Genomic DNA, 13,333 nt, shown 5'->3' with positions numbered 1-13,333 from the left:
GAGATTAGTTTGTAATATTAGTTGATGTATTATTTGGATTTATATCTTTTGATTTATGGTAGTTATATAAAAAAGAAGGAGAACGATGAGTTCTCCCTGATGTTTTAGTTATTTGTAATATATTGTTTTAGAATATTTTTAATATCTTGAGCTGACACTTGAATCATAGGAATTTCTTTTTCTAGTGTTGTGTGGTATTTAGAGAATATATGATTTATTAGTTTTTGATCATTATTTTGTATGTCATTATAATTAGCGTCATGTTGAGCAATGAGCTCAATAATCATTTCTTGCCATTTATGTCTTATGTTATCAATTTGATCAAGGGCGGCTTTAATTTTTTTTAATTCTTGATTTGTGAATTTATGTAAATTGTCTTTTTCATTATAGATTGTATCTGTTATATTTTCAAATGTTGCTTGAACATGTTCTGTGCCTGCTGCAAAAATCATTTTTGTCAGATGGTGCTTGGCGTTATTATTGGTTTGATGTGTACCTTCATATTGTTCTATTTTGTTAAAGATGGTTCCAAATTTTATAAGTATGTCTTTTTGCCAATCTAGTGATGAATATAATAGTCTTCTTAGTGGTTTATTTTCAATAGAATTTAGATTTTTATTATTGTGAGCGTTCTTTAAAAATTTAAACGCTTTCCATTCCATGCCATATTGTCCGTCTTCTTCAGTATTATTTTTATGTTTTACTATTAAATGCATATTATTTTGGACTTTAGTCCTTATCTCTATCTCATTTATTAGTGGTTCTATTAATTGAAAATTGTTCTTGGCTGAGAGCAGCCTTTGCATGATAGTGCTATTGTATATATCATCTTGCGTGTCAATTTCTGGATTTAGGAAATCGTTTTGGGTGTCTTCAGGTTTAGTAGTAAAACTAGGAGTTTGGTCACAACCGATTAATGTAAATGTTATTAAAGTAAATATAATTAAAATTTTATTTAAAATATTGAATTTCATAAAAAATTTTCTCCCCTTAATATTATGTTAATTATTTAATAATTCTCTCATTATATAAGAATTGTTATAATTTAACAACAAGTATTATTAGATAATCATTATTGTTTTTATTTTATTTGTTTGGAATGTAATTATTTAAGTTGTAAATGCGTTTGTTAAAAAAAAAGAAGGGAAGATGTCCTCCCTTCTTTAGGTTTTTAATAAGTATGTTTAAATTTAATATGAATCTCTTTAGATTTCATCTAGTATTTTTTTAATGCTAGCATTTGCATCTTTAACTTTTTGTAGCTCAGGTTTGATGCCTGGATCGTATTTTTTCTTTATATGATATACTAATTTTTCCTTATTATCTTTAATGCTGTCTTTATTATCTTTATGATCTTTTATGATATCAGTTACAAATTTTGACCAAGTATTTTTTGATAATTCAATCTGATCGATTGTCTCTTTAAGTTCTTTTAGTTTTTCATCACTTAATGAGTCGAGCTTGTCTTTTTTACTATTTATTTGGTTGATTGCCTTATCGAATTCTTCTTGGATGATTTGTCCTGCGTCTATTAGATCTTTAGGCCAAGTACCTTTAAAGAAAACAGATGTTTCGATTTGAGCAATAATTTTGCCGAAGTCTTCAATTGTTGTCTTGTCCCAATTCAAAGATCCATAGAAATTATTTCTCAAAGATTTGTTTTCATCGTCACTGTACTTTTTTTTATTTTTAGTGTTAGTTAATTTATCAAATACTCCAGTTTGCATTCCATATTGACTCGCTTCTTCCTTTTTGTCTGATTTTTGAGTTATGTAGTCTTTATATTTTTTATTAAGAGCATCAATTGTGTCTTTTGTTGTTTCTTGTTTTTCTGCTTTTATTTCTGTTTGTGCTAGTGGTAGATTTTCTTGGATAAGCGCATTTCCCTGTGCTAATAGGTCTTCTATGTTTGTGTTAATTTGTGATGGAGCATCTCCTACTGCTACTGGTGGTTTTGGACCGCCTTTAGTAGTAAGATTTGAGTTTTGGTCACAAGCGGTAAGCATAGATGCCATTAAAATAAATGTAATAAAAGTGTTGTTTAAGATATTTTTTCTCATAAAAATATTCTCCTTTGTTAATTTTTGATTATCAAATAATAATCATTATTGTTTGATACTATAATACTATTGGATTTAAATGTCAAGTCAGTTCAATAGATATAATAAAAGTTTTGATCATATTATTTGTTTGTAAATATAGCAATTATTTATGGTAAGTACTGTAGAGGGTATTTTGTGTCATTTTAAATTTATGTAAATTTATTGAAATTTGTTTGAAGTGTAAGGATTAAATGTATATTTACTAATTTGACCGATTAAAAAGACATGTCTTAAGGATATTATTCTTATTTTGAGAGAATTTGTTTATTAATGAAGTAGTGATGCTTGATTGATTTTAAAATTTTTTTAATCTTGTGAGCTATGTCTTTGATGTCATTAATTTTATCTTTTATTTTGTTGTATTTAGTAATTGTGTGTTCTATTAATTTTATATTGTTATTTTGAATCTCAGCATTATTTCTATAATCGTTAATGATATCATCCACAAATCCTATCCAAATTTGTCTTAGGTTTTCAATTGTGTCAAGATTGTTTGTGATGTCTATTAGTTGGTCTTCATTTAAAAGATTGAGTTTATTTTTTGTTGTATTGATTTCATTTATGAGTTCTTCAAATGATTTTTGATAATATTCTCTTCCTGTGTTTAAGATTGATTTGTAAAGTGCATTACCTTTTTTGGTTTGAGGAGCTTGGATTTGAATTAAAATTTCCCCTAGCCATTTTAATCGTATTATATTGTAGTCTATAGATGCGTAGAATAATTTTATTTTGTTTTTGTCTATGGGGTATGTTGCATTTGGTTTGTGTAACACATTATTATAGTGGATTTCATCAAAGATTGCACATTGTATTCCAAGTTGTTTTGCAGGCTCTCTTATAATATCTGTTTCATGTTCTTTGATTAGAGCTAGGTCGGTTTCGACTTTGTATTGTATTTGCTCTATTAAATAATTTTTTATCTTTGAAATATTTGTTTCAGTAGGTCTTATTATGAATATGTCCCTTGGATGATTATTTATTATGTCATTTGATTTAGTGGAATTGTGGGAGCTTGAGTTACAATCAGTTAATGCTAATAGTGTTAAAGCAAAAATAATAGACAAAATGTGTTTCAAAATATTCTCCTCTTTTATTATCGACACTTAATATTAATAAATATTATATATTTATATTAATTTAAATATCAATATAATTATTGAGGTAATAATGATTATAGGGAAAACGTATTTTAATCTAAAAAGATATGAGCAGAGCTTATAAAGCATTTGTACTCATATATTCAAGAGCGTAATGGAAGTTGTATTGAAATTTAATCTTGTTTCTAATAAAGTTATTAAGTTTACTAGAAGCAAATGCTTTAGATTTTATCTAAAATTGTTTTAATTTCCCCAGCTAGTGTTTTTACTTTTTCTAGTGAGTTTTTAAATTTTTGCTTGTAGTTGTTTATGTAATAATCCTTGAGTTTGGCAGGATTAGTTTTTATGTCTCCTTTATTAGAGTTGAAATCATTGTAAATTGTTTTTGCATCTTGTATGTGCATTTCCCTTTCTGCTTTAAGATTATAAAATTTTTTACGAAGTGTTTGCAATTCATTAGTAGTGAGTGTATCAAGTTTATTTTGTTTTTCAATTAGTGTGTTAAATGCAACTATAAAGTAATCTTGAGCATATGCTCTTAAATCGTCAGCGAGCTTTTGAAGTAAATTATTGTATTCATTTGGATTATTTGTGTCAGTTGAAGCAGAAGCTGCTAGCGTGTTTACTACTTCTGCAAACTTTCTAATGAGGTTGTCTTCATGTTCAAATACCAAGTAAATTTTTGATCTAGATGCTTTGCCATAATAATCATTATATTTGTATGAATTATCTTCAGGATTTTTAATTACATCGAATGCTTTGTTGTCTCCACGCATGCCATATTGGTTGTTTCCTCGGCCATAATTCTCTCCTACCTCTCCCACCGCACCATCCTCAATCCAAGCATAATTGATGTGATCATTTAATACCTTTGTGTATCTTTCAGCTATGATTTTTAGTTCCATGATTATGTATTTTGAGTCATTCGGTTTGAGTTGTGCTTGCATTGCTTGCAAATCTGCATTATGTTCTTGTATTTGAGAATCCTTTTTAGGGTCACAGGCAATTAGTATTAATAGTGTTAAAATAAAAATAATAGAAATGTATTTCAAAATATTCTCCTTGTGTTTAGAATCAAAAATTGATCAACAGTGCTAATTAAGTAATTGACGACTGGTTTATTGATATGAATTACTATTTCATATCAATAACTACTTCATAATTAGTACTAATAAATATTATATATTTATACTTGTTTAAATATCAATATAGGGGTAATGAACTTTTATATAAGAAGGAGCAAGAAGAGTTTTTATTCCTGCTCCTAATAGAGTTATTAAAGTTATTTTAAGCGTATAGTGCTTTATAGTTTATCTAAGATTGTTTTGATTTCTCCAGTAGTGTTTTTATTTTTGTAAAAGAGGTTTGAAATTCTTGCCGTTTTGAATTTATGTGACTTATTAACTGAGATTGTTGATCTATACTATGATCCTTGAATTTGTTTTGCATTTCATCTGAGAGATTTCTAATAGTGGATTTTGTATTTTCAAGCTCATTAAGTTTTTGTACAAGTAAGTTTAGAGCATTTAAACTTAAGTCTTTAAGTTTGTTTTTTTTATTACACAGTGGTCTTAAAGCGGTTTCGAAGTAATCTGTGGCAAAATTACTTACCCCTTCTACAATATGTTTAAGAATTGTGTATTGTTGATTTGGCTGTGGATTAGTTGTTGCATTTTCTGCTAATTTATTGAGAATCAGGCCAAGTGAGGTAATAGAAGGACCGTGATATCCTAATGATAGGTAAATTTTTCTTCTTTCATTTTTATTATCAGCGTGACTGTATGGTTTGGCATCTTTTTGAAGTATGTCAAATGCCTTATTTTTAGACTTGTCGTCATGCATTCCAAATTGCGTTATTATCTTCATTCCAATTTTGATCGTCATGTATATTAAATATCGTTTGAGCATTTTCTGCTTTTTGATCGAACAACGGTAGCATATCATCTATTCTTTGAGCATTTGCTTGATCTGTTGTGGTATCTCGTTTGGGATCACAAGCAATTAACCCTAGTAGTGGTAAAATAAAAATGATAGAAATAATTTTTTTCATGATATTCTCCTTATTTTTGGCATTACAAATTGATTAATACTAATGCATTACACAATATTGAATAAATTTATAAACTACAAATTAATAATTATTATTGGTTTATATTATATCTTTGTTTTGATTTGAATATCAAGAGTCAAGAGACAAATTTATTATATTAATTAATAATAAGCCCTTTAGATAAAGGTTTTTATTTTATTTTTATGAAGTCACATTGCATAAATGCTAAATCAATGTGTTTGTATCTTATTTAGGATTTGGCTAATATAGTAAGCTGGTTTTTCTGTTTCTTTGAACAATGCTTTGAATTTGTACTTATAGTGATTTTTGTTTATGTAGTTTCTTAAGTGTAAAACAACACCTGTTCTAATTTTGTCTTTATCATTTTTGAAGTCATTATAAATTGTTTCTGCGTATGTTTTGCAAGTATCTCTTATCTTTTGAAGTTCATCAAATTTGTCTTTAAGTTCTCTTAGATCATCTAAACTTAGAGAGTTAAGCTTATCTTGTTTGTCATAGAGTGGTATTAATGCCCTTTCAAAGTAATTGTGTGCATATTTGCGAGCTTCGGCTAAAATATTTTCTATTAAAGTATTATATTCTGTTTTGATATCATGTTCATTTTGTGCATAATTGACATTAGAATCGGCACCTTCTGCTAGTTTGTTTAGTATTTCATTAAAATTTGTAATTGTTGATATACGATGCTCAAGGGCTAAATAAATTTGTTTTCTGGCATTTTTATTAGTATCAGTTGCATATACCTCATTATTATCTCTATTCTTAGCTACATGAAATGCTGAACTTTGAGTGTTCATTCCATATAGTTCACTCTTTTCCATATTTTCTATCCACATATCATTTTTGTGTATCTTTAATGTATATTTGGCCATTATAGTTTTGCTTTTTAATATGGCGATTATAAGCTGTTTTTGCTTCTTTTCGGCTTCATCTGTTTTTGAGAGCTGCGGTTCTAAGACTATTTGTCTTGCATCTTCTGCTCTTATTAGTTCTTCTTCTAATTCTTCAGTGACGTCAAACTCTGATTCGCAAGTTGTGGTAATTAGTGCGATTAAAATAAGCTTTACAGATAATTTGTGCTTCAAAATATTCCCCTTTTTTTAGATAAACTTTATTAATTTTGATTATTTTATAATACTTACCAAGCAGTATTATACATATTATTGAGATTAAATATCAAGATTGCTATTAAATCTTGTTACTTAAATATTATTTTATGGCTATTTTGATATTGAGTTTGTATATATGGGTTAAAATCCATTTAGTCCAGAGTTAATTGATATTGGATAAAAATTTATGCTGATTTGTATATGATGTTGTCAATTTGAGTGGCTAGTATTTTGATTTGTTCAATTGTGTCTTTAAATTTTTTTCTATATGAATTATTAGTTATGTATTCTTCTAATTTGTCAATACTACCGGTTCTAATTTCATCTTTATTGTTTTTAAAGTCATTGTAAATTATTTTTGCATATATTTTACAAGTATTTCTTATTTTTTGAAGTTCGGAAAATTTGCTTGCAAGTATTTTTAAATCGCTAAGATTTAGAGAGTCAATTTTATTTTGTTTCTCATCCGATATTTTAAATGCAATCTCAAAATAGTGATGGCTATGTTCGTTGATGTTTTCTATGATCTCTTGTAGTAAGGGTTTTGCCTGAGGTTTTGTAGAAGTTTTGTCGTTTGCCTGGTTAAATTTAGGCGATTCATAATCTTGTGCAATTTTGTTAAGAATTTCTCCAAGGGCCCTAATGTAACTGTCTTTGTATTCAAAAGCTAAGTAAATTTTTTCTCTAATTTTTTTATTATCATCGTGATGATATGGCTTTAGGTCTTTTTTTAATATGTCAAATGCTTTATTTAGGAAATTGTTATCGTGCATTCCAAATTGATCAGAAGGCTCATTCCAATAATCATTGTCTTTTATAATGAGCAATCTTTCAGCATCTTGAGTTTGTTGTCTTATTGCAATTTTTATTTTATTAATTTCAAGTTGTGTTTGGTTTTGTGCCCATTTTTTTTGGTATTCTACTTCTAATTGTTTTGCCTTTTCTTCTATTCTTTTTCTTTCTATTTGATCTCTTTTTGATTTTTCTTCTTTTATTGCTGTTGCTGATGACATTATTCTCTCTAGTGCTTTTTCTGTTGTTGCTTTTGCTATTTCATCTTCAGTATGTGTTGCTTCAGTTTTTGTTTTTTTTGTTGCTTCTATTATTTCTATTTCTTGTTCTATTAATGATTTTTTTAATTCTACAGTCTTGCTAAGATCTGTTTTGCATGTTGCAATTAAAGTAATTAGAATAAGCGTAGCAAGTAATTTGTGTTTCAAAATATTCTCCTTATTCTAAAAATAAACCACACAATTATTTATTATTTTTTGATATTGGTTACTAAAAAATATTATACATTTATTTGGTTTGAATATCAAGATTGATAATATAACTATTTTGATATTGAGTTTTAATGAGTTTAAATGCAGTTGCTATATAAATGTTAAAATCATGTTAATTAATGTATTGTGTATCTAAATATTTGTTGATCTTTTCATTTGTGTTGAGCATTATTTTTATTGAATTGTAAAATTTTTGTTCGTATTCTTTATTATGCATGTAGTTTATTATGTCTTGGTCATTGCCATATTTAATATTATGCTGATTGTTGTGGTAATCATCAAAAAGCATTGTTAAATAATTCTCAAAAATTTGCTTTTCAGCTTCAAGATTATCAAATTCTTTATCAAGCTTGTTTAGAGTTTCTAAAGTTAAAGAGTTAAGGTAGTTTTGTTTTGCATTTAATCTATTTAATGCACTTTCAAAGTAAATTTCAGCATAGTCAATTATTGCATTAACTATGTCCTTAGCATTGTTATTTAAATTAGCTCGTATTAAGTGATTGAAAATTTCGCCATATTTTTGAATTTTGGTTTTATTGTATTTGAAAATTAAGTAGATTTTTTTTCTGTCACTGGCGGATTGTTCGTCATTTAAAAGATATGTTTTGAATTGGTGACTATGTTTATATTCTCTATTTACTACATCAAATATTCTTGTATCTTTGTTTGGGTTTGACTTAGATGTCATTCCAAAATGATCGTTAGGCTCTGGCCAATTGGAATCTGTATGTATTTTTAGTATTGTTTCTGTAGCTTGAGCTTTAAGCTTTAATTTAGCGATTATTAATTGTTTGAGATTTTGTGTCATTTCTATTATTTGTTTTTTTGTTTCTACTATTTTGTCATTTGGTTTTTGTAATTCTTCTTTTGTGATTTGGATTTCTACTTCTGTTGAGTTACTGATTTTTTGTTTTTCTTCTCTTATTGCTTCGGCTATTGTTGCTTCAGCTTCTGCAATTTTTTGTGCTTCCTTTTCTGCTTGTGTTTCTATTTCTTTTATTTTTGCCTCAACTTCTGCATTTGTTTTGACTATTTGTGCTTCTACGATTATTTGTTTTTCGCTTTCTATTTCTCTTAAAGTTTTGTCTAATCTTTGATCATTGCTAGGGGCTACTTTGCAATTGGTAATGGTAATTAAAGAGATAACAGAGATAAGGAAAGAAAAGTTATGATTCAAAATATTCTCCTTATTCTTTAAAGTAATCAAATTTATAATTTGTTTTATTTTATAAGTTAATAACTTATGCTCAATATTAATTAATAATAATTATATCTTTATTAAATATTAATATCAAGATTGTTTGTCAAGCTAATGGATAATGCAATATGTATATGATAGTTAGCTTTGATTTTAAGCTTTTATATTTTGTTGTTTGTATTATTATTGTTATTATATCAGGTTATGTATTTATTTGTTTAATATGTGCTTGAAGGTGTTACAAGGTGAATAGAGCGGCATAATAATATTGTAGTATGCTCCCTTTTTTTTAGATAAAATAGGAGAAAAACAGATGTTTTTCTCCTTATATAAAGTATTTATATCTTTTGTATTTTTATTTTATTTAAGATTATTTGAGCAATTTATTAACTTCGTTAACTGCTTTTATGAGATTATTAAGGTCATTTTCAAATTGATCTTTTTTGCCTACAAAGTAATCTGCTGTTTCAGTAGCAGTAGCATTAGTTTTAAGTCTATGTCTAGCTGCTGCTCCTCCTGCTCCTCCTGCTCCTCCTGCTGGTACAGTTCCAACTTCTATGTCATCATCGTAATCTTGTTTGATTGCCATTACTGCATGCTGAAGATTTCGGTGTGATGTTTCAATTGTATCAAGATTAGTTTTCAGTTTTTTTAGATCGTCAAGAGAAAGTTCAGAAAGTTTATTAGCATCTTCTTCGTTTAATTTTCTGATTCTTTCTAATACTGTTGATTTGTAGTAAGCTCTAGCATATTCGCTCATTTTATTCACGATAGTAGTTAAAGCAGTATTTATGCTATTATCGTTTACTGCTGCCATTCTGTTAGCAAGTACAGCAAAATCATTAATTAGGCGTTCGCTATACTCAAGTGCTAAGTATACTTCTTTTCTGTTTTTTTTACTCTCATCATCATTGGCATTGTATAGTGTATCTGCACCTGCTTTATTCTTATACTTGGTCACACCAAATAGTCCGTTTGCTTCCAGAAGACTAGGCATTTCAGCCTTTGTAGCATCATTATGTATTTCCATTATTTTTGTTATTGGAGATAGTTGTTCGCTTACATGGTTTATTATGCATTGTTTGCTGGCCTCTTCTTGGGTGAGCTTTGCTTGATCACCATCAGTCTTAGTTGTTCCTTGTGAACATGCGAGTAGGATTAAACTTGTTAAAATAAAAAATATGAAAATTTTGTGTTTCAAAATATTCTCCTTGTGATAAAAATTAAACTAATTTATTAAAAATATTTTTAAAAAATTATTAGTTAATATTCAATTATTAATTGATATTATATTTAAAATGATCTTTATTATCAAGATAATTTTGGTTAAAAATAATAATATTTATATTATTGTATATGATATTATATCTATAATTGTTTTAGGTTTAAGTAATTAGATATTGTTTCAATTATATTAAAGAATATAGATTAATTTATAATTTAAGTACACAATATTATTGTTAAGAAGGAAAAAATCTCCTTTTTTCCTTCATTATTGGTAATGTAATAATATAGGTAATGTTTATATTTTACTTAAAATTGAGTTAATTTCTTTACATGCATCTTTGATTGTATTAGATGCATTTTCAAATGTGTCGAGATAATTGTGAATTAGATAATTGATTAAATTTGAGATATTACCAGTTTTAATATTGTTGTGATCCTTATTGAAGTCTTCTTTAATTTTAATCAAACCATTTTTAAGTATTTGTTTATTTTGTTCAATTATTTGAAATTGATTTGTAAGAGTTTTTAACTCACTAAGATTTAAAGAAGCCAGTTCATCTTTTTTATTAATTAGCGGTGTTGATGCAGTTAAAAAATAGTTTTTGGCATATTGTCTTATTTCTTTTATGACATCTTTTAGAATTTGGATGTCTTGAGCACTACCTTTTAAAGCTCCATCTGCTAATTTGTTAGCAATGATTCCAAACTCTTTAATGGCGTCTTTGTGATATTCAAAAGCTAAATAAACTTCTCTTCTTGCAGATTTATTGTCTTTGTATTTTGTGTTATCATCAGTAGTAATGACATCAAATAATTGATTTGTTCCTTGCATTCCAAATTGAGTGCTATCTTCGACCCATTGATCATTGTTGTGTGTATTTAGTATAAGATTAGTGTGATCATGTTTGTTTATTAGATTGTTTATTAAATCGTGAGGAGCTTCGTCGTTAGTTGGTTTGGAATTTGGATTGCATGCGATTAAAATAAAGCTTATGAAAGTTAATGAGATAAAAAAATAATTTTTCAAAATATTCTCCTTGTTTTTTTAAAGGCAAATGGATTATAGACCAATATTATGCTACATCATTGGTAATGATTTGTCGTTGATTGATACTATGTTTATATATTTTATTATATTGATTTGATTTTGAATATCAATAGTAAAAATTAAATAGTCAAGTTTTGCTTTAATATTATGCATTCTTAAATGCTAGTTTAGTTAGTTAAGATATTTATAATATTATTACTTATGTCTTGAATCTTATTGATTTGGGATACAAGTTTGAATTGATAGTAACGCTTGATGTGAGGTATGATTTTGGTTTTATCAGTTTTAATATTATTTTTGTCTTGAATGTAATCATTGATAATATTATCTATAGTTTGGTGCCAAAAGTATCTTATATTTTCAAGTTTATTAAGTTCGTTTGTTAGATATTGTAGAGCAGTAGGATTTAAAGCTTCAAGTTGATCTTTTTTATTCATAAGTGTTGCAAATACAATTTCAAAGTAATGCATAGAATATGTTATTGCTGTGTTTAGGATGTTTGTAAGCAGGATGTTGTTTTGATGCATTCCGGCTATTGCTATTTGGTTAAGAACTTTTGCGAAATTTCTAATTTTTGTCTTATCATATTCTAAAGCCAAATAAAATTTCTTTCTAACATGTTTATTTATATCATCACTTATTGTTTGATTGTTTGTATGATTGTTCATCATATCAAAAACACGATTTTGTCCCTTAAGTCCAAATTGGTCACTATCTTCGATCCAAGAATTATTGTTATGTAGATCTAATATCTGCTTGATATTATAAGCTTTATTTTGTAAGTTATTTATTAAATTTTCTTTGGACTGTTTGATTGCTTGTGGTTCTATGCTATCAAGGAATTTGCGTAAACTTTTTATTCCTCCTTTTGGAAATAATGCGAGATCTGCGTTGCAATTGGTTAGAGTAGAAATGATTATAGAATACGTTATAAAGAAATAATTTTTTAGCATATTTTCCTTTTTCTTAAAATTTGAGCGATATTTTACTCGATATTAATTATCTATAATAGTAGAACATTTAGTTATGTAATACCATTATTATTATGTTTTTTTTATTAAAAATATTAAAAATATAAAGTAATAAATAAAAAAGAGACATAGTCTCTTTTTTTATAGTTTATAAATTTATTATCATAATAATTATGATACTTAATATTTAATTATAAATTTATGATTACTGATTTATTTTTTTTAAGATCTTGTTAATCTCACTAGCTAGTAGGCTAATTTTGGGAATTTCTTTTTGAAGTATATTCCCATATTTTTCTCTTATGTGTTTAATTAATTTTTGGCTATCAGTTTTAATTTCTATATTATTATCGTAGTCCTTGATAATATTATCAGCAGTGTTTTGCCACAATGATCTTAGTTTTACAATTGCGTTAAGTTGAATTTTGATCATTCTTAATTCTTTAAATTGCAGAGAATCTAATTTATCTTGAACTTCTCTTATTTTATTGATTACTAGTTCAAATATAGCTTGAGAGTAAACTCTTCCTGCATTTGTGATGTCTATGTGTAATTGTCTCCTGTTTGCATGGTCAAGTGTTATTTGATTAAGAATGGTTCCAAGTTTTCTGATTTTTTCCTTATTGTAGTTTAGAGATGAATAAAATTGTCTTCTGTTATTTTGACTTTCAGGATCATTGTAGGCTTTTTGGCTGGGATTGCCTATTATGATTTTAAATGCACCATTTTTCATTCCAAATTGATCTGCAGGTTCATTTTTTTGAATATTCTCTTGATCTCGTTCTATTGAAGCCATAATGTTTTGAATCTCTTTTTTTAAAGCGTTGATAAACATTCTTTTTACTTTTCTTTCTATTTCTGCTTTATATTTTTTTTGTGATGGTATGTCGTCTTGATTGATTGATAGTGTCCAGTTTTCCCAATCCTGTTGATTTGCGTCATTAAATGTTTGAGGTCTTTTTTCGTTAAGGTCTGATTTGCAAGAGGTTAGAGTAACAATTATTATAAAAGATAGTATAAAAAGATATTTTTTCAAAATATTCTCCTTGCTTGTAAACTTTAACAAATATTAATTAATTTATTATCAAATAATATTATGTATTATTTGATAATTATAAATGATTTAGTTTAAATATCAAGAGGGTAGATAGAAAAATTGTAGTATGTCTATTAAATAGTTGATATTGAGTAGAATTTAACATTTAATTGTTTTCCTATATCTTTATA

General features: G+C 26.9%; 14 protein-coding genes. All 14 read right to left on the bottom strand.

What is annotated here, in order from left to right:
* Positions 1-104 precede the first annotated feature (104 nt).
* Positions 105-974 carry a complement regulator-acquiring protein gene (locus bcCo53_RS05680; protein ID WP_025408510.1) on the bottom strand — a complete coding sequence of 290 codons (870 nt, stop codon included), beginning with the start codon at positions 972-974 and terminating at the stop codon, positions 105-107.
* A 231-nt stretch (positions 975-1,205) separates the two neighbouring features.
* On the bottom strand, positions 1,206-2,060 hold the full coding sequence (locus tag bcCo53_RS05675) for a complement regulator-acquiring protein (RefSeq protein ID WP_025408511.1): 855 nt from the start codon (positions 2,058-2,060) through the stop codon (positions 1,206-1,208).
* Between the two features lie 287 nt (positions 2,061-2,347).
* Entirely contained in the window at positions 2,348-3,178 is an 831-nt protein-coding gene (locus bcCo53_RS05670) for a complement regulator-acquiring protein (protein WP_025408512.1), read from the bottom strand.
* A 242-nt stretch (positions 3,179-3,420) separates the two neighbouring features.
* Positions 3,421-4,251, bottom strand: a complete 831-nt coding sequence (locus bcCo53_RS05665) for a virulence associated lipoprotein (RefSeq protein ID WP_025408513.1) — start codon at positions 4,249-4,251, stop codon at positions 3,421-3,423.
* 262 nt (positions 4,252-4,513) lie between these two features.
* A complete protein-coding gene (locus bcCo53_RS05660) occupies positions 4,514-5,083 on the bottom strand; it encodes a CRASP family complement regulator-acquiring lipoprotein (protein ID WP_172641930.1) in 570 nt (189 codons plus the stop codon).
* Positions 5,034-5,249 carry a hypothetical protein gene (locus bcCo53_RS05655; RefSeq protein ID WP_025408515.1) on the bottom strand — a complete coding sequence of 72 codons (216 nt, stop codon included), beginning with the start codon at positions 5,247-5,249 and terminating at the stop codon, positions 5,034-5,036. Before bcCo53_RS05655 ends, bcCo53_RS05660 begins: the two co-directional genes overlap by 50 nt.
* A gap of 230 nt (positions 5,250-5,479) precedes the next feature.
* Entirely contained in the window at positions 5,480-6,355 is an 876-nt protein-coding gene (locus bcCo53_RS05650; protein ID WP_025408516.1) for a virulence associated lipoprotein, read from the bottom strand.
* A 209-nt stretch (positions 6,356-6,564) separates the two neighbouring features.
* Positions 6,565-7,599 (bottom strand): virulence associated lipoprotein, encoded by a 1,035-nt coding sequence (locus tag bcCo53_RS05645; protein ID WP_025408517.1) that lies wholly within the window; start codon positions 7,597-7,599, stop codon positions 6,565-6,567.
* 175 nt (positions 7,600-7,774) lie between these two features.
* Positions 7,775-8,839, bottom strand: a complete 1,065-nt coding sequence (locus tag bcCo53_RS05640; protein ID WP_025408518.1) for a CRASP family complement regulator-acquiring lipoprotein — start codon at positions 8,837-8,839, stop codon at positions 7,775-7,777.
* A 391-nt stretch (positions 8,840-9,230) separates the two neighbouring features.
* Positions 9,231-10,061, bottom strand: coding sequence for a CRASP family complement regulator-acquiring lipoprotein (locus tag bcCo53_RS05635; protein ID WP_025408519.1), 831 nt, complete (start codon positions 10,059-10,061; stop codon positions 9,231-9,233).
* Positions 10,062-10,382: 321 nt separating this feature from the next.
* The gene (locus bcCo53_RS05630) at positions 10,383-11,114 is read right to left on the bottom strand and encodes a virulence associated lipoprotein (RefSeq protein WP_025408520.1); all 732 of its coding nucleotides are present in this window, start codon (positions 11,112-11,114) and stop codon (positions 10,383-10,385) included.
* Positions 11,115-11,165: 51 nt separating this feature from the next.
* Entirely contained in the window at positions 11,166-11,288 is a 123-nt protein-coding gene (locus bcCo53_RS08735; RefSeq protein ID WP_281507457.1) for a hypothetical protein, read from the bottom strand.
* A gap of 14 nt (positions 11,289-11,302) precedes the next feature.
* Entirely contained in the window at positions 11,303-12,088 is a 786-nt protein-coding gene (locus tag bcCo53_RS05625) for a complement regulator-acquiring protein (protein ID WP_025408521.1), read from the bottom strand.
* A 223-nt stretch (positions 12,089-12,311) separates the two neighbouring features.
* Complete coding sequence (locus bcCo53_RS05620) at positions 12,312-13,142, bottom strand: complement regulator-acquiring protein (protein WP_028328171.1); 831 nt, start codon at positions 13,140-13,142, stop codon at positions 12,312-12,314.
* Positions 13,143-13,333: the final 191 nt, after the last annotated feature.

Source organism: Borrelia coriaceae (assembly GCF_023035295.1).
Taxonomy (GTDB): Bacteria; Spirochaetota; Spirochaetia; order Borreliales; family Borreliaceae; genus Borrelia; species Borrelia coriaceae.
The sequence above is the reverse complement of the archived record's forward strand: the minus strand, read 5'-3'. Positions and strand labels throughout refer to the sequence as shown.